At 58.5% G+C, this 15,441-nt stretch carries 15 protein-coding genes; 4 read left to right on the top strand and 11 right to left on the bottom strand.

The window, feature by feature from the left end; genetic code table 11:
- Nucleotides 1-254 precede the first annotated feature (254 nt).
- Both eat and PMI01S_RS22895 read left to right on the top strand, forming a co-directional pair.
- A complete protein-coding gene (gene eat / locus PMI01S_RS22900; protein ID WP_084322389.1) occupies nt 255-1,619 on the top strand; it encodes an ethanolamine permease in 1,365 nt (454 codons plus the stop codon).
- A gap of 126 nt (nt 1,620-1,745) precedes the next feature.
- The gene (locus PMI01S_RS22895; protein ID WP_064678955.1) at nt 1,746-1,913 is read left to right on the top strand and encodes a DUF2897 family protein; all 168 of its coding nucleotides are present in this window, start codon (nt 1,746-1,748) and stop codon (nt 1,911-1,913) included.
- Nucleotides 1,914-1,991: 78 nt separating this feature from the next.
- On the opposite strand, the gene PMI01S_RS22890 is transcribed toward PMI01S_RS22895, so the two are convergent.
- Together PMI01S_RS22890 and PMI01S_RS22885 are read right to left on the bottom strand one after the other, a co-directional pair.
- The gene (locus PMI01S_RS22890) at nt 1,992-2,843 is read right to left on the bottom strand and encodes an urea carboxylase-associated family protein (protein ID WP_084322388.1); all 852 of its coding nucleotides are present in this window, start codon (nt 2,841-2,843) and stop codon (nt 1,992-1,994) included.
- A gap of 15 nt (nt 2,844-2,858) precedes the next feature.
- Nucleotides 2,859-3,512, bottom strand: a complete 654-nt coding sequence (locus tag PMI01S_RS22885) for a GntR family transcriptional regulator (RefSeq protein WP_084322387.1) — start codon at nt 3,510-3,512, stop codon at nt 2,859-2,861.
- A 176-nt stretch (nt 3,513-3,688) separates the two neighbouring features.
- On the opposite strand from PMI01S_RS22885, the gene PMI01S_RS22880 reads away from it, so the two are divergent.
- The gene (locus PMI01S_RS22880) at nt 3,689-4,246 is read left to right on the top strand and encodes a TetR/AcrR family transcriptional regulator (protein WP_084322386.1); all 558 of its coding nucleotides are present in this window, start codon (nt 3,689-3,691) and stop codon (nt 4,244-4,246) included.
- Here PMI01S_RS22880 and fabF read toward each other — a convergent pair.
- The 3 genes from fabF to PMI01S_RS22865 all read right to left on the bottom strand — a co-directional run bounded on the left by fabF (nt 4,243) and on the right by PMI01S_RS22865 (nt 6,886).
- Complete coding sequence (gene fabF / locus PMI01S_RS22875; RefSeq protein WP_084322385.1) at nt 4,243-5,517, bottom strand: beta-ketoacyl-ACP synthase II; 1,275 nt, start codon at nt 5,515-5,517, stop codon at nt 4,243-4,245. The genes PMI01S_RS22880 and fabF overlap by 4 nt on opposite strands.
- A gap of 32 nt (nt 5,518-5,549) precedes the next feature.
- The gene (locus PMI01S_RS22870) at nt 5,550-6,344 is read right to left on the bottom strand and encodes an SDR family NAD(P)-dependent oxidoreductase (RefSeq protein ID WP_084322384.1); all 795 of its coding nucleotides are present in this window, start codon (nt 6,342-6,344) and stop codon (nt 5,550-5,552) included.
- A 206-nt stretch (nt 6,345-6,550) separates the two neighbouring features.
- Nucleotides 6,551-6,886 (bottom strand): ComEA family DNA-binding protein, encoded by a 336-nt coding sequence (locus PMI01S_RS22865; RefSeq protein ID WP_084322383.1) that lies wholly within the window; start codon nt 6,884-6,886, stop codon nt 6,551-6,553.
- A gap of 368 nt (nt 6,887-7,254) precedes the next feature.
- On the opposite strand from PMI01S_RS22865, the gene PMI01S_RS22860 reads away from it, so the two are divergent.
- Nucleotides 7,255-8,280, top strand: a complete 1,026-nt coding sequence (locus PMI01S_RS22860) for an MraY family glycosyltransferase (protein ID WP_084322382.1) — start codon at nt 7,255-7,257, stop codon at nt 8,278-8,280.
- A gap of 383 nt (nt 8,281-8,663) precedes the next feature.
- Here the strand turns inward: PMI01S_RS22860 and ihfB are convergent, their stop codons facing one another.
- From ihfB to hisC, 6 genes are all read right to left on the bottom strand, one after another.
- Nucleotides 8,664-8,960, bottom strand: coding sequence for an integration host factor subunit beta (gene ihfB / locus PMI01S_RS22850; RefSeq protein WP_008031786.1), 297 nt, complete (start codon nt 8,958-8,960; stop codon nt 8,664-8,666).
- Between the two features lie 135 nt (nt 8,961-9,095).
- Nucleotides 9,096-9,374, bottom strand: a complete 279-nt coding sequence (locus tag PMI01S_RS22845) for a hypothetical protein (protein ID WP_084322380.1) — start codon at nt 9,372-9,374, stop codon at nt 9,096-9,098.
- A 216-nt stretch (nt 9,375-9,590) separates the two neighbouring features.
- Nucleotides 9,591-11,285 carry a 30S ribosomal protein S1 gene (rpsA, locus tag PMI01S_RS22840; protein WP_007939922.1) on the bottom strand — a complete coding sequence of 565 codons (1,695 nt, stop codon included), beginning with the start codon at nt 11,283-11,285 and terminating at the stop codon, nt 9,591-9,593.
- 120 nt (nt 11,286-11,405) lie between these two features.
- Entirely contained in the window at nt 11,406-12,095 is a 690-nt protein-coding gene (gene cmk, locus PMI01S_RS22835; RefSeq protein WP_084322379.1) for a (d)CMP kinase, read from the bottom strand.
- Complete coding sequence (locus PMI01S_RS22830; protein WP_235864464.1) at nt 12,092-14,299, bottom strand: bifunctional prephenate dehydrogenase/3-phosphoshikimate 1-carboxyvinyltransferase; 2,208 nt, start codon at nt 14,297-14,299, stop codon at nt 12,092-12,094. Before PMI01S_RS22830 ends, cmk begins: the two co-directional genes overlap by 4 nt.
- Before the next feature lie 28 nt (nt 14,300-14,327).
- A complete protein-coding gene (gene hisC, locus PMI01S_RS22825) occupies nt 14,328-15,440 on the bottom strand; it encodes a histidinol-phosphate transaminase (RefSeq protein WP_084322377.1) in 1,113 nt (370 codons plus the stop codon).
- Between the last annotated feature and the right edge of the window lies 1 nt (nt 15,441).

Below are 15,441 nucleotides of genomic sequence, written 5' to 3'. Positions count from 1 at the left end.
AAACCCGCTCCCACATTTGGTTTCCAGCGAACATAGATTGGGTGTTCGACGCCAATCAAATGTGGGAGCGGGCTTGCTCGCGATGGCGGCAGAACAGACGACAACGCCCTCAACTGGCGCACAAAAAACGGTAATTCGGTGGCAAACATCCCCGATACGACACCTTTTTACGCTTTACGACTGCCACCACAACACTGGCACGCCCACTGCACACGCCCTCCCCCGAGCTTTACAAACCGTTCAGGGAGCAAACGATGAACACACAACTCAAACCCACTCTGGGCACGCTGCACCTGTGGGGCATTGCAGTCGGACTGGTGATTTCCGGTGAGTATTTCGGCTGGAGTTACGGCTGGGGCGTGGCCGGGACACTTGGATTTCTGGTGACCTCCTTCATGGTCGCCACCATGTACACCTGCTTCATCTTCAGTTTCACCGAGCTGACCACCGCCATTCCCCACGCAGGTGGCCCCTTTGCCTACAGCCGCCGCGCCTTTGGCGAGAAAGGCGGATTGATCGCCGGATTGGCGACGCTGATCGAATTCGTCTTCGCCCCACCGGCCATTGCCCTGGCCATCGGCGCGTACCTGAACGTGCAGTTCCCGGCACTCGATCCGAAGCACGCGGCGGTCGGCGCCTACATTGTGTTCATGGGCCTGAACATCCTCGGCGTGAAACTGGCGGCGACATTCGAGCTGGTGGTCTGCGTCCTGGCAGTCGCCGAGTTGCTGGTGTTCATGGGCGTGGTGGCGCCGGCGTTCAGCTTCAGCAACTTTGCGCTCAATGGCTGGGCCGGTTCCGATGTGTTCGGCGCACCGGCGATTGCCGGGATGTTTGCGGCGATTCCATTCGCGATCTGGTTCTTCCTGGCCATCGAAGGTGCAGCCATGGCCGCCGAAGAAGCCAAGGACCCGAAACGCACGATTCCGAAGGCGTACATCAGCGGCATTCTGACCTTGGTGCTTTTGGCCATGGGCGTGATGTTCTTTGCGGGCGGCGTCGGCGACTGGCGCACCCTGTCGAACATCAACGACCCACTGCCACAAGCAATGAAAACCGTGGTCGGCGAAAGCTCCGGCTGGTTGCACATGCTGGTGTGGATCGGCCTGTTCGGCCTGGTGGCGAGTTTCCACGGGATCATCCTCGGCTACTCGCGGCAGTTCTTCGCCCTCGCCCGTGCCGGATATCTGCCGGCATCGCTGGCCAAACTCTCGCGTTTCCAGACGCCACACCGGGCGATCATCGCCGGGGGCGTGATTGGCATCGCGGCAATCTACAGCGACGGTTTGATCAACCTGGGCGGCATGACGCTGACGGCGGCAATGATCACCATGGCGGTGTTCGGCGCAATCGTGATGTACATCATGAGCATGCTCAGCCTGTTCAAACTGCGTAAAACCGAACCGAACCTGGAACGCACATTCCGCGCGCCGTGCTACCCGCTGGTGCCGTTCATTGCATTGGTGCTGGCGGTGGTGTGCCTGGTGGCGATGGCCTGGTTCAACACATTGATCGGGTTGATTTTCCTCGGTTTCATGGCGGCGGGTTTCGTGTACTTCATGCTGACGGCGCAATTGCGCGCCGATGCGCCGGCGGATGCGATGCTGACAGGCCTCTGAATCGCAGCAGGTGTTGCGGGCAGATCAGGCATAGAATGGAACCACTGCGAAACTGAATCGCTCAAAGTGGTATGCACGATCGGTTGGCGAAACCCGTCAGCCGGCCTGCCCTCAAGGAGAGCCTTTATGCCCTGGTATGCCTGGTTGATTCTGGTCGTTGCAATCGGCTCGATCGTGGGTGGTTTGATGATGCTGCGTGACACCGCCAACAAGGTCGAGCTGACCGAAGAGCAACGTAAACGCGTCGCTGAACGCAATGCGCAAGCGGATGCCAAGGATGCGCAGGACCGCTAGATCAAAAGATCGCAGCCTCCGGCAGCTCCTACAGGGCAAACAACGTAGGAGCTGCCGAAGGCTGCGATCTTTTTGCTCTTACTTCTCCCAATCGGCCTTGGCGATGTGCAAGCCATGCAGCCCTTTGTAGGCCGCACGCTCCGGTTGGCTCCAGCCTTCCAGCAACGAATCCTCCACCCTGTAAATCTCCACCCCCAACGGGCGACACACGCTGAGTGGGTCCTGCGCATCCGGCCCCCACATGGCCAGCGACAGATCGCCTCCCGGACAGGTCGACAGCGCACACAGCAAATCGATCTCGGCAAAAAACTCCAGGTAATCGCCCTTCTGCGCCGGACAGGCTTTCATGAAGTACATGTCGTCGTGGTTGAGCCCCGTGCACTGGAAAATGTTCAGCACGTCATGCACGTCGAACTCAGTCAAGCCATGGGGCAACACGGCACGTGTCAGGTTCGAGTGGCAGTGATGATGGAAGTCTTCGCCGGTGAGCATTTTGTTCACGTAAGGATCGCAGCGAGTGCCCAGCAAGTCGTGCAGGCGACCGCCATGTTCGTCGATGCCGTAATCGGCCAGACTGTCATCGGTGATGGTCACCAGCGGCCGTAAAAAAGGCAGGTTCGACCAGAGTCGGTCATGGGTGCTGACGTGCGCCCCCTGCAACTGCCGGGTTCGCGCCGCCCACAAGCGTTCACGCGGATCGTTGGCGTTCCAGACGTTGAAATCGCCGACTTGCGGGCCGACCGGCGTGGTCACGCGAAACACGTGTCCGGCCGGGACTTTCCAGGCACGACCGGTGCGGATCGGCACTTCGAACTGCTCGATCAACGTGCGACGGTCCTTGCTGTCGCGGATCCGTTCGTAAAAGGCTTTGTCCACCTGCAACGCCGAGCCTTTGCTGACTTGATAAGCCGCCGGATAGTCTTTGTACATGGCACGAATCCTCGATCAGTGATGGGAGTGTGGAGCAAGCATTTGCAACAGGAGCTGTTCGGAGTCGTCGAGATAAAGGCTCATGGCATCTCCGGCAGCGCGTTTGTCACCTTCGGCGAGCAACTCATGGATCTGCCGGTCGCGCGCCAGCCACGGCGCCTGGAACCTCGACTCATCGGGAGCGGTGCAAAACACCAGGCGCAATTGCGCGACTACATTGGTGAAGAACTCATCGAACAACGGACTGCGCAGCAGCCCGACGATGTGTTGATGAAACGCCAGGCTGTGCGTACCGACGGCACGCCAGTCCTCGCGTTCACGGGCCAGTTCGGTGGCTTCCAGCACCTCCAGCATCCGGTCGGACTGATAGTCGCGCAGCGGCTGGCTCGCGCTGATGGCTTGCAGTTCGAGGGTGCGACGCACGTTGAACAGGTCCCGCACATCCCCGGCCCCGAGCCTGCGCACCATCACGCCTTTGTTGCGCACATAAAGGGTCAGCCCCTCCTGCCCCAAACGATGCAAGGCTTCACGGATAGTGTTGCGGGAAGCGTTGTAGGCCGAGACGAGGTCGTTTTCCACCAGTGCCATGCCGGGCAGCAAACGTCCGCCAATGATGTCGGCACGCAATTCCAATGTGATGTGATCGGCCAGGGACAGTCCGCTGTTCATGCTCATCGCCTCATGATTGTTCAACAATCGTCAGCGAACGAGTAATCATTATCCGTGCCAGCTCATTCGATGAGCTCTGACGGAGTTGGACGCATCTGCATGCTTTTTAGAAGTAGAAGTACAGTCACCATCCAATTTTCATTGGTTAAGATGGCGCATTGTTGCGGAGATTCCAGATGCGTTACTCGCAGGACCATAAAGCCCAGACCCATCAACGCATCATCAAGGAAGCCTCAGCGCGATTTCGCCGTGACGGTATTGGCGCGACCGGCCTGCAACCTCTGATGAAAGCACTGGGTTTGACTCACGGTGGCTTTTACTCGCATTTCAAATCCAAGGATGAGCTGGTCGAAAAAGCCCTGCAGGCGGCTGGCGAACAATGCGACGCTGTCTGCGCCGAGCTGTTCGCCCAGGAGCACCCGCTGGAGGCGTTCATCGACACCTATTTGTCCGAATGGCACCAGACTTCACCCGATCAAGGGTGTCCGCTACCGACCATGTCATCGGAGCTCGGCCTGCGTGGACAGCCAAGCCCGACTTCGGATGTGGTACTCAACGCGAGGCTCGAACAAATACAAGGCACCCTTGAGGGCGAGAACGCCGCCGACCAGAGCATCTTCATCATGTCAGCGCTGGTCGGGGCGTTGCTGCTGTCACGCAGTGTCGAGAGCCCCGAGCTGGCTCAGCGGATTCTCGACATCACACGCACATTTCTCAAACAACCCCGGGATTAACCCTGCCAGCGTTTGAACAATACGCTGGCGTTGACCCCGCCAAAGCCGAAGCCGTTGGACAGCGCGTATTCGATTACCATCGGCCGCGCCTTGCCGTGGACGATATCCACACCTTGCGTGGCCGGGTCCGGGTTATCGAAATTGAGAGTGGCCGGCGCAATCTGATCGCGGATCGCCAACAGCGTGAAGATTGCCTCGATCCCGCCCGCCGCGCCGAGCAAATGCCCGGTGGCCGACTTGGTCGACGTGACCGCAATCTTGTTATCTGAGCCGAACAACGACTTGATCGCCGCCAGCTCCCCCGCATCCCCGACCGGTGTCGAAGTGGCGTGAGCGTTGAGGTGCTGCACCTGGTCCGCAGAAATACCCGCCTGAGCCAGCGCCAGCGACATCGCCCGTCGCGCACCGCTGCCGTCTTCGGGGCCCGCGGTCAGGTGATAGGCATCGGCACTGGTGCCGTATCCGACCAGTTCCGCCAGCGGTTGCGCGCCACGAGCCAGAGCATGCTCCAGGGATTCGATCACCAGAAGACCTGCACCCTCGCCCATGACGAAGCCATCGCGATCGCGGTCGAAGGGCCGCGAAGCACGTTCCGGGGTGTCGTTGAAACCGCTGGACAAGGCCCGGGCAGCGGCGAAACCGGCAAGGCTGACGCGATCGATCGCCGCTTCCGCGCCGCCGCACACTGCAATATCCGCTTCGCCACAACGAATCAGCCGCGCCGCATCGCCAATCGCCTGAACCCCGGCCGCACACGCCGTTACCGGAGCACCCAGCGGACCTTTGAAACCATGCTGGATCGACACATGGCCCGCGGCCAGGTTGACCAGGAAAGAAGGAATGGTAAATGGCGACAAACGTCGTGGGCCACGGCTGTCCGTGGTGCGCACCGCATCGGCAATCGCGCCGAAACCACCGACGCCCGAACCGATGATGGTAGCCGTGCGCTCCTGAGCATCAGCGGTTTGCGCCTGCCAACCGGCTTGCTCGATCGCCTGACGCGCCGCTTCCATGGCGAACAGGATGAAACGGTCCATCTTCTTCTGTTCTTTGGGCGGGGTTGCCCGGTCCGGGTCAAAACCAGCCTCGGCATCATCGGCCAGCGTCGGTACTGCACCGCCGACCTTGGCCGGCAGATCCGCCACGACTTCCTCCGGCAAAGTGCGCAAACCGGAGCGTCCGGACAACAGACGTGCCCACACCGCTTCGACACCACTACCCAGCGGCGACACCAGCCCCATGCCCGTTACAACCACTCGACGATCACTCATACCGCAATATCCTCATGCCGATTGCTGGCGCTTTATTTGTAACGCGCAGCGGCTTTGCTTTTGGAAAGGTTTGGCGCCATCACGTGTCGCGCCGCAACAAAGGCGTGCCACTCGCTGGCATCCGGCAACGACGGAATAGTGATCAGCTCGCCCTGGTCCAGACCCGACAGCGCCGCGTCGACCATCTCCCCTGCTTCCATGACCATATCCGCCGGGATCTGGGTGGCGTCGATACCGGAGCGCTCCCAGATTTCGGTGCGTGTTACGCCGGGCAACACAGCCTGCACCTTGACACCCGTGCCATCGAGCTCGGCATTCAACGATTGGGTCAGGCTTAACACATAAGCCTTGCTGGCGCTGTAAGTGGCGTTGAAACGCTCAGGGAACAACGCCACCACTGACGCGATATTGATGATCGTGCCTCGACCCGCCTTGGCAAAACTGGCGGCCGCCGCCGATGCCAGCCGCGTGACCGCCGTCACGTTCAGTTGAATCAAGCGCTCCATCTGCTCCATATCGGAGTTGGCCAGCAAACCATCGGCCGCAACACCGGCATTGTTCAGCAACAGGCTGATACTCGAATCGCTGCGAAGGCGCTGCTCGAGCTTGAGCACATCATCCTTTTGCGTCAGGTCCGCCTTGAGCACCTCGACCTGAACACCGTGCTCGGCGCGTAGCTTGCTCGCCGCCACCTCCAGCCGCTCCTGATCACGAGCGACCAACAACAAATCAAAACCGCGCGCTGCCAACCGCTCAGCGTAGATGGCACCAATACCGGAGGAAGCACCGGTGACTAGGGCTGTGCCTTGGGTCTGGAGAGAATTCATGACAGTGCTCCTGAAAAAGTGTGTAGGGAAGACAATGCCCGCGCTTCAGAACGCTTCGGCCGATAACGAATTTATTATAGGCATAATCTAATAACAATATGATAGTCGTAATTTTTCCCATGCCGACGGAAGGTACTCAAGCGCTACTGACGTCAAAATGCAAAAAGGCCGGTCAATGACCGGCCCCTGGCGCTGAATCTACAAGCTTAGTTCACCTCGAGCTTTTCGCGGTTCTTATCCAGGATGGCTTTGCCTATCCCCTTCACCTCGAGCAGTTCATCTATCGAGGAAAATGGCCCGTTACTCTCCCGATACGCAACAATCGCTTTGGCTTTCGCTTCCCCTACGCCGGCCAGCTCACGCTGCAGTGTCGAGGCGTCGGCCTGGTTCAAGTCCAACTTGTCAGACTGGACCTGAGGTGAAATCTCCATGACCAGAGGTGCGTTGTCTGCACCGGGCTTGGCCGTCGGCGCAGCAACAGCTGCAACAGAGGTGCTGGTGAGCAGGGCAAAAACCAGGGAGTAGAAATAGCCAGTACGCATAAGTGAAGCTCCATGACATCGATTGGGAAAGCAGCTTTTCCGAAGCTGCCTTCCAAACTTAGGCGATGTACGGGGTCTGTCAAAAATGGGTTGGTTACAGAATATGAAACAGTCGACGGCGACGGGGGGACGGATGAACCACGATAACGCTGCCGAGAAAGTTGGCAAAGGTGCCCGACGGACCAGTTATACTTGCTCCCATACCTCGCAGGCACCGCTCTCTTGGGTAAAAAGGCAATGTCCCAGCGACTGTGCGGATCGTTCCAAGTCGATATCACCCCTATTCGTAAACTTTCAGGCAGCCTCCCAATGAGCGTGAATGAAGCGCTGGGAAACACTGCGATGCATTTTCGGGAACATCAATAACAATGATTTACTTGTGGCTGGCACCGGCTCTTGCTCTTCTTTCTCTCGCGTTAACTGCCGCCCTGCGGCGATATGCGTTGTCTCGAAGCATCATCGATATCCCCAATGCCCGTAGCTCCCATACCATTCCAACACCGCGTGGTGGCGGGGTTGCTATCGTAGTGACATTCCTGCTTTCACTACCGGTTTTTGGGGTATTGGGACTGGTTCCTTGGCAGCAGCTGATCGCAATAGGCGGAAGCGGAGCGATCGTGGCTGTTATCGGGTTTATGGACGATCATGGCCATATCGCTGCCCGGTGGCGACTGCTCGGGCATTTTGCAGCCGGTATCTGGGCGCTTGCCTGGCTGGGTGGGCTTGCCCCGATAGTGTTTTTCGGCATCACCCTGAACCTGCATTGGATCGGTAATTGTCTGGCGGTGGTTTATCTGGTCTGGCTGCTGAATCTTTACAATTTCATGGACGGAATCGATGGCATCGCGAGCGTTGAAGCATTGTCCGCTTGTCTCAGCGCATGTTTGCTCTACGGGTTAAGTGGCGCGTCGATGCTTATCTGGGGACCATTGACCATGGCCGTGGCCGTAGTGGGCTTCCTGTACTGGAATTTCCCGCCAGCGCGAATTTTCATGGGGGACGCAGGGAGCGGATTCCTGGGCATTGCCTTGGGAGTTTTGTCTTTGCAGGCTGCTTGGGTTTCTTCAGATTTATTCTGGGCCTGGCTGATTCTGTTAGGCGTATTCATCGTCGACGCAACCTTCACGCTGATACGTCGACTGCTTCGCGGCGATAAGGTCTATGAGGCTCATCGCAGCCATGCCTATCAGTTCGCATCACGCCAATATGGCAAGCATTTACCAGTAACGCTCGCCGTCGGCGCCATCAATTTGTTTTGGTTGTTGCCAATAGCTTACTGCGTAACTCAATTGGGCCTTGATGGTACTTGGGGAGTGGTTATCGCTTATGCCCCGCTGATTATTCTCGCCTCGAAATATCATGCAGGCCAGCTTGAGGCTTCTGTTCCGACTTGATTGTCTTCAGGCGCTCTGGAGTGGACCGACTGCGAGCGCCAAGAACAGTGATTGAGTAATGGCAGTTTCAGGAGCGGGGCCTTTGCATAGAGTGCTCCGCTTCTCATCCAGCTCAATCCTTTAAGCCGTCTCTGCGCTTGCCTCGACGCCTGATTCCCTTACCTATAACCAGACTCATTACCGGACCGGCGCCCCACCCGAACAACAATGCCAGGACGATATAGGCTGCTAACGGTAGTTGCGGAGTAGACCATCCGAAAAAGGTTAGCGCTGCAGGCTGATTGTTTTCAAGAATGAATACGATCACCAGCGTAACTAGCAACACTATCAACGTCAGTGCGATTACTCGCTTCGCGCTAGTCATCTACACCTCTTGCCGATAATCAGAGATCATTCTCTTCATCCTCATTCACCCGATCCCGCAACTCTTTCCCCGGCTTGAAATGCGGAACGAATTTACCGTCAAGGCTGACGGACTGGCCGGTTTTCGGATTGCGACCCACACGTGGCGCGCGGTAGTGCAGGGAGAAGCTGCCGAACCCACGGATCTCGATGCGATCACCGGTGGCCAGGCATTGGGACATTTGCTCGAGCATGGTCTTGATAGCCAGCTCTACATCCTTAGATGAGAGCAGCCCTTGATGGGTGACAATTCGTTCGATCAACTCCGACTTCGTCATATTTTTCCCTTCTTTTTCAAGCAGCTAGGAAAAGCGCTTCAAAGGTTTTAGCATGCCCGGAAGAATTTGAACAGCCCGAGGTCTGACATATCTTTAGCGGTATTCAGCGCGAGCATTGATCCCGCCTTGCCCTGATCATCTGCAGATGACCAGCATGGTGCGCGTCACGAAACCGGCGGGATTGAAGCCGAAAGGATATTCATCTTCGTCTTTGGCATCATCGGATCTCGTGACCACCTTGTAACCAGCTCCCTTGCACTCCTTGGCTGCGCGCTTGTGACACTTTTCCCACCCCGACCCTAACCCGGAACAATCGACCTCGATACCACTAACCCCGCGCACTGCATGAGTCTTGGCATTAGTGGTACAACCCGCCAATGTCAGTAATGCTATTGCGACAATCAGCTTGTTCATTCTTTTCCTTATGCCGGGCGCCCTGCCCGACTGCGTTCGCTTTTGGCTAAAGATTAGCTGCAAATAAGCGATTGATCCGATTAAAGAAAGAGACAGCTTCGCAGGACTGTTGGTTTCATGGGCAGGCATTTTCACGCCAGGCATCCCTGGTCGCATCAAATCGCAGGCACAAAAAAGGGCGACCGAAGTCGCCCTTTTCCTATGGTCTGACAGAACTTAGTTCTGCTTTTCCATTTGTGCACGCAACAGGTCGCCCAGAGTGGTAGGACCAGGAGCAGCAGTGTCCGAAGCTGGCTTGTCGCGCAGGCTTTGGATTGCTTCTTTCTCTTCTTCAACGTCTTTCGACTTGATGGAGAGCTGGATTACACGGCTCTTGCGGTCAACGCTGATGATCTTGGCTTCTACTTCTTCGCCTTCTTTCAGAACGTTGCGCGCGTCTTCAACGCGGTCACGGCTGATTTCGGAGGCTTTCAGAGTCGCTTCGATATCGTCGGCCAGAGTGATGATGGCGCCTTTAGCGTCAACTTCTTTCACGATGCCTTTAACGATTGCGCCTTTGTCGTTCTCTTGAACGTACTCGGAGAACGGATCGCTTTCCAGTTGCTTGATACCCAGGGAGATGCGCTCGCGCTCTGGGTCAACCGACAGGATAACGGTGTCCAGCTCGTCGCCCTTCTTGAAGCGGCGAACGGCTTCTTCGCCCACTTCGTTCCAGGAGATGTCGGACAGGTGAACCAGACCGTCGATGCCGCCGTCCAGACCAATGAAGATACCGAAATCGGTGATCGACTTGATGGTGCCGGAGATTTTATCGCCCTTGTTGAACTGGCCAGAGAAATCTTCCCATGGGTTAGATTTGCACTGCTTGATGCCGAGGGAGATACGACGACGCTCTTCGTCGATGTCCAGAACCATAACTTCCACTTCGTCGCCGACTTGTACGACTTTCGAAGGGTGGATGTTCTTGTTGGTCCAGTCCATTTCGGAAACGTGTACCAGGCCTTCAACGCCTTCTTCCAGCTCAGCGAAGCAGCCGTAGTCGGTCAGGTTGGTTACACGAGCGGTAACGCGAGTGCTTTCTGGGTAACGGGCTTTGATAGCAACCCATGGATCTTCGCCCAGTTGCTTCAGGCCCAGGGAAACACGGTTGCGTTCGCGATCGTATTTCAGAACCTTAACGTCGATTTCGTCACCAACGTTGACGATCTCGGAAGGATGCTTGATGCGCTTCCAAGCCATGTCGGTGATGTGCAGCAGGCCGTCCACGCCACCCAGATCGACGAATGCGCCGTAATCGGTGAGGTTCTTGACGATACCTTTGACTTGCTGACCTTCCTGCAGGGATTCCAGCAGAGCTTCACGCTCGGCGGAGTTCTCGGCTTCGAGGACGCTGCGACGGGAAACGACAACGTTGTTGCGTTTCTGGTCGAGTTTGATGACCTTGAATTCCAGCTCTTTGCCTTCCAGGTGCGTAGTATCGCGCACAGGACGGACGTCAACCAGGGAACCTGGCAGGAACGCACGGATGCCGTTAACGTCGACAGTGAAGCCGCCTTTAACCTTACCGTTGATAACGCCCTTGACCACTTCCTCGGCTGCGAAGGCAGCTTCCAGAACAATCCAGCATTCAGCGCGCTTGGCTTTTTCACGGGACAGCTTGGTTTCACCAAAGCCGTCTTCAACCGAATCCAGCGCTACGTGAACTTCGTCACCGACGTTGATGTTCAGTTCGCCAGCGTCGTTGTAGAACTGCTCAAGCGGGATGAGTGCTTCAGACTTCAGGCCAGCGTGAACGGTTACCCAGCGAGCTTGGTAATCGATATCAACGATAACACCGGTGATGATGGAGCCTGCCTGAAGGTTCAGGGTTTTTAGGCTTTCTTCAAAGAGTTCCGCAAAGCTTTCGCTCATTTTAATTCCTGTTGATGAGGGCGAAGAATACGCCCATCTCCACATCCCAGACGATGTGGGTTAGTTTCATTTAAAAGAAGCACCTCAGGACTATGACTGGTCCCCTGCGAAGCTTCTTGGTCATCCGGCGATATCGCGAATGGCGATCTCGCTCATGATGCGTTCCAGCACCTGATCGATGGATAATTCCGTGGAATCCAGCTGGATGGCGTCAGCCGCCGGCTTGAGCGGGGCTACCGCTCGCTGGGTGTCACGCTCATCGCGGACACGTATCTCATCTAGCAGACTCGACAGACTAACACCATCGACTTTGCCCTTCAACTGCAAGTATCGACGGCGCGCACGCTCCTCGGCACTGGCAGTGAGGAATATCTTCAGCGGCGCATCGGGGAAAACCACGGTGCCCATGTCGCGACCATCGGCCACCAGGCCCGGTGCTTCCTGAAATGCCCGCTGACGCTGCAGCAGAGCGTCGCGCACGGCCGGCAAGGCGGCCACTTGCGAGGCCCACGCGCCCACTTGTTCGTTGCGCAGATCATCGGTGACATCGTCACCTTCGAGGATGATGCGCTGCGGATGACCTTCGGTCGCCCCGACGAACTGCACGTCCAGATGAGCCGCGAGCAGTTTCAGCGACTCTTCATTGGTCAAGTCCACGCCGTGGTTGCGCGCGGCAAATGCCAGCAGACGGTACAACGCACCGGAATCCAGCAGGCACCAGCCCAGACGCTTGGCCAGAATCCCGGCGATAGTGCCTTTGCCCGACCCGCTCGGGCCGTCGATGGTGATGACCGGTGGCTTGATATTCACGACTGAGCCTCTTGGGCAACACGGATACCGACCTGTGCGCACAGCGCCAGGAAGTTCGGGAACGAGGTCGCGACGTTGGCGCAATCATGAATGCGGATCGGTGCAGTGGCGCGCAGGGAAGCAACGCTGAAGGCCATGGCAATCCGGTGATCGCCGTGACCATGCACTTCGCCGCCGCCGATCAGGCCGCCGTCGATGATGATGCCGTCCGGCGTCGGTTCGCATTTGACGCCCAGTGCCAGCAAGCCATCGGCCATGACCTGGATCCGGTCCGATTCCTTGACGCGCAATTCTTCGGCGCCACGCAGGATGGTGCGCCCTTCGGCACAGGCCGCCGCCACGAACAGCACCGGGAATTCGTCGATAGCCAATGGAACCAGCGCTTCGGGAATCTCGATACCTTTGAGTTTAGCTGCACGCACGCGCAGGTCCGCTACGGGTTCGCCGCCGACTTCACGCTGGTTTTCCAGGGTAATGTCAGCGCCCATCAGACGCAGGATGTCGATTACGCCGGTGCGGGTCGGGTTGATGCCGACGTGCTCGAGCACCAGCTCGGAACCTTCGGCGATCGATGCCGCCACCAGGAAGAACGCCGAGGACGAAATATCGCCGGGCACTTCAATGTGGGTCGCGGTCAGCTTGTGCCCGGACTCGACCGAAGCGGTTGCGCCATTGACAGTGACCGGGTAGCCGAAACCGCGCAGCATGCGCTCGGTGTGGTCGCGGGTTGGTGCAGGCTCGGTGACGGTGGTCTTGCCTTCGGCGTACAGCCCCGCCAGCAGCAGGCAGGATTTAACCTGGGCGCTGGCCATCGGCATGGTGTAGGTCAGGCCTTTGAGCTTGTTGCCGCCACGGATGGTCATTGGCGGACGACCTTCTGCAGCGGTCTCGATCACGGCGCCCATTTCACGCAGCGGATTGGCCACGCGATTCATCGGACGCTTGGACAGCGAGGCGTCCCCCGTCAGGGTGCTGTCGAAGTTCTGCGCAGCCAACAGGCCGGACAGCAGGCGCATCGAGGTGCCGGAGTTGCCCAGATAGATCGGGCCCGGCGCAGGCTTCAGGCCATGCAGGCCGACACCGTGGATGGTCACGCGCCCATGGTGCGGACCTTCGATCACGACACCCATGTCGCGGAAGGCCTGCAAGGTCGCCAGGGCATCTTCGCCCTCAAGAAAACCTTCCACTTCGGTGGTGCCTTCGGCGAGGGAGCCGAGCATGATCGAACGGTGGGAAATCGATTTGTCGCCCGGTACACGAATCCGCCCAGTCAGGCGGCCACCAGGTTGTGCCAGGAAAATCAGGTCGTTGGAGTTCATAGCGTCCACATAAGCCCGGCGGGCCAGGATTTTACTGAAATGTTCGCGGGCAACCCGGGCGCGAGTGAATACGCCCAACAATTGGTGCCCATCCCCTGCATCGACCGCGTCGCGCAAGGCGTCGAGGTCGCTGCGAAATGTATCGAGTGTGCGCAGGACAGCTTCGCGGTTGGCGAGGAAGATGTCGTGCCACATGACCGGGTCACTTCCCGCGATTCTTGTGAAATCGCGGAAACCGCCGGCAGCGTAACGGAAGATCTCAAGGTTTTCATTGCGTTTGGCCAGTGAGTCGACCAAACCGAACGCCAGCAAGTGTGGCAAATGGCTGGTCGCCGCCAGCACTTCGTCGTGACGTTCGACCTGCATATGCTCGACATCGGCGCCCAGTTCACGCCACAAACGGTCGACCACGGCCAGCGCGGCCGGATCAGTTTGATCCAGCGGTGTCAGAATCACTTTATGGCGACGGAACAGCTCGGCATTGGAGGCTTCCACCCCGCTCTGCTCGGAACCGGCAATCGGATGGCCCGGCACGAAACGCGCCGGCATGCCGCCAAACGCTTCGGTCGCGGCGCGTACGACATTGCCTTTGGCGCTGCCGACGTCGGTCAGAATCGCCTGGCCAAGGTCCATGCCGGCCAAACGGCCGAGCATTTTCTCCATGGCCAGGATCGGCACGGCCAGCTGAATCACGTCTGCGCCCTGGCAAGCAACCGCCAGGTCGTCTTCGCAGCGATCGACCACACCCAACTCAACCGCGAGCTTGCGCGACTGCGGATCGAGATCGACACCGACGACTTCGCGACACAGGCCGCTTTCACGCAACCCCTTGGCAAACGAACCGCCAATCAGTCCCAGACCGACCACCACCAGGCGACCGATCATAGGTTCAGCAGATTGCAGAGCAGTGACATCAACCACGAGCCAGGACCTTGGTCAGCGCCTCAAGGAAGCGGCTGTTTTCCGCCGGCAGGCCGATGGTGATGCGCAGGTGGTTCGGCATGCCATAGTTGGCCACTGGACGCACGATCACGCCTTCGCGCAACAACCCCTGGAAAACCGGAGCCGCCACACGACCCAGATCGACGCAGATGAAGTTACCCTTGGACGGAATCCAGCTCAGCCCGAGCTCGCGGAAACCCGCTTCAAGCTGCTGCATGCCGGCTTCGTTCAGGCGGCGGCTTTCAGCCAGGTAGTCGGCGTCTTGCAACGCAGCGCACGCGGCGGCCAGGGCCAGGCTGTTGACGTTGAACGGCTGACGGACGCGGTTCAGCACATCGGCAACCACCGCGGTGGACAAGCCATAACCGACCCGCAGCGCCGCCAGGCCGTAAGCCTTGGAGAAGGTGCGCGAAACCAGCAAATTCGGGTAGGCCGCCAGGTAGTCGAGACCATCCGGCAGGTCGCTGCCTTCGGCGTATTCGATGTAGGCCTCGTCCAGCACCACCAGCACGTGTTCCGGTACGTCCTGCAGGAACTCGTCCAGCGCTTCGGCGCCAAACCAGGTTCCGGTCGGGTTGTTCGGGTTGGCGATGAAGACCACGCGGGTATCGGCATCGATGGCAGCCAGCATGGCCGACAGATCATGCCCCCAGTCTTTGGCCGGAATCACTTTGGCGGTTGCGCCGACGGCTTGCGTGACGATCGGATAGACCGCAAACGCATGCTCGCTGAACACCGCGTTCAGGCCCGGCGCCAGATAAGCGCGAGCGACCAGCTCCAGAATGTCGTTGGAGCCATTGCCCAGCGTCACCTGATTCAGCTCGACGCGGCACTGGTCGGCCAGCAGGGTCTTGAGCGCAAAACCGTTGCCATCCGGATAACGGGTCAGTTCGGCCAGCTCTTCACGAATCGCCGCCAGCGCCTTCGGACTGGCGCCCAACGGGTTTTCGTTGCTCGCCAGTTTGACGATGCTGGCCGGATCGATATCCAGCTCGCGCGCCAGTTCGTCCACAGGCTTGCCCGGAACGTAAGGCGAGAGTTGTTGCACGCCTGGCTGTGCCAGAGCGAGGAAGTTGCCACTCATT

The sequence above is a fragment of the Pseudomonas migulae NBRC 103157 genome (assembly GCF_002091715.1).
Taxonomy (GTDB): domain Bacteria; phylum Pseudomonadota; class Gammaproteobacteria; order Pseudomonadales; family Pseudomonadaceae; genus Aquipseudomonas; species Aquipseudomonas migulae_A.
Note: the sequence above shows the minus strand (reverse complement) of the source record. Positions and strands in the feature narration are given on the sequence as shown.

Excerpts from the sequence above, each read along its gene's own strand:
- eat (WP_084322389.1), top strand. The coding sequence starts at position 255 with ATGAACACACAACTCAAACCCACTCTGGGCACGCTGCACCTGTGGGGC.
- PMI01S_RS22895 (WP_064678955.1), top strand. The coding sequence starts at position 1,746 with ATGCCCTGGTATGCCTGGTTGATTCTGGTCGTTGCAATCGGCTCGATC.
- PMI01S_RS22890 (WP_084322388.1), bottom strand. The coding sequence starts at position 2,843 with ATGTACAAAGACTATCCGGCGGCTTATCAAGTCAGCAAAGGCTCGGCG.
- PMI01S_RS22885 (WP_084322387.1), bottom strand. The coding sequence starts at position 3,512 with ATGAACAGCGGACTGTCCCTGGCCGATCACATCACATTGGAATTGCGT.
- PMI01S_RS22880 (WP_084322386.1), top strand. The coding sequence starts at position 3,689 with ATGCGTTACTCGCAGGACCATAAAGCCCAGACCCATCAACGCATCATC.
- fabF (WP_084322385.1), bottom strand. The coding sequence starts at position 5,517 with ATGAGTGATCGTCGAGTGGTTGTAACGGGCATGGGGCTGGTGTCGCCG.
- PMI01S_RS22870 (WP_084322384.1), bottom strand. The coding sequence starts at position 6,344 with ATGAATTCTCTCCAGACCCAAGGCACAGCCCTAGTCACCGGTGCTTCC.
- PMI01S_RS22865 (WP_084322383.1), bottom strand. The coding sequence starts at position 6,886 with ATGCGTACTGGCTATTTCTACTCCCTGGTTTTTGCCCTGCTCACCAGC.
- PMI01S_RS22860 (WP_084322382.1), top strand. The coding sequence starts at position 7,255 with ATGATTTACTTGTGGCTGGCACCGGCTCTTGCTCTTCTTTCTCTCGCG.
- ihfB (WP_008031786.1), bottom strand. The coding sequence starts at position 8,960 with ATGACGAAGTCGGAGTTGATCGAACGAATTGTCACCCATCAAGGGCTG.
- PMI01S_RS22845 (WP_084322380.1), bottom strand. The coding sequence starts at position 9,374 with ATGAACAAGCTGATTGTCGCAATAGCATTACTGACATTGGCGGGTTGT.
- rpsA (WP_007939922.1), bottom strand. The coding sequence starts at position 11,285 with ATGAGCGAAAGCTTTGCGGAACTCTTTGAAGAAAGCCTAAAAACCCTG.
- PMI01S_RS22830 (WP_235864464.1), bottom strand. The coding sequence starts at position 14,299 with ATGATCGGTCGCCTGGTGGTGGTCGGTCTGGGACTGATTGGCGGTTCG.
- hisC (WP_084322377.1), bottom strand. The coding sequence starts at position 15,440 with ATGAGTGGCAACTTCCTCGCTCTGGCACAGCCAGGCGTGCAACAACTC.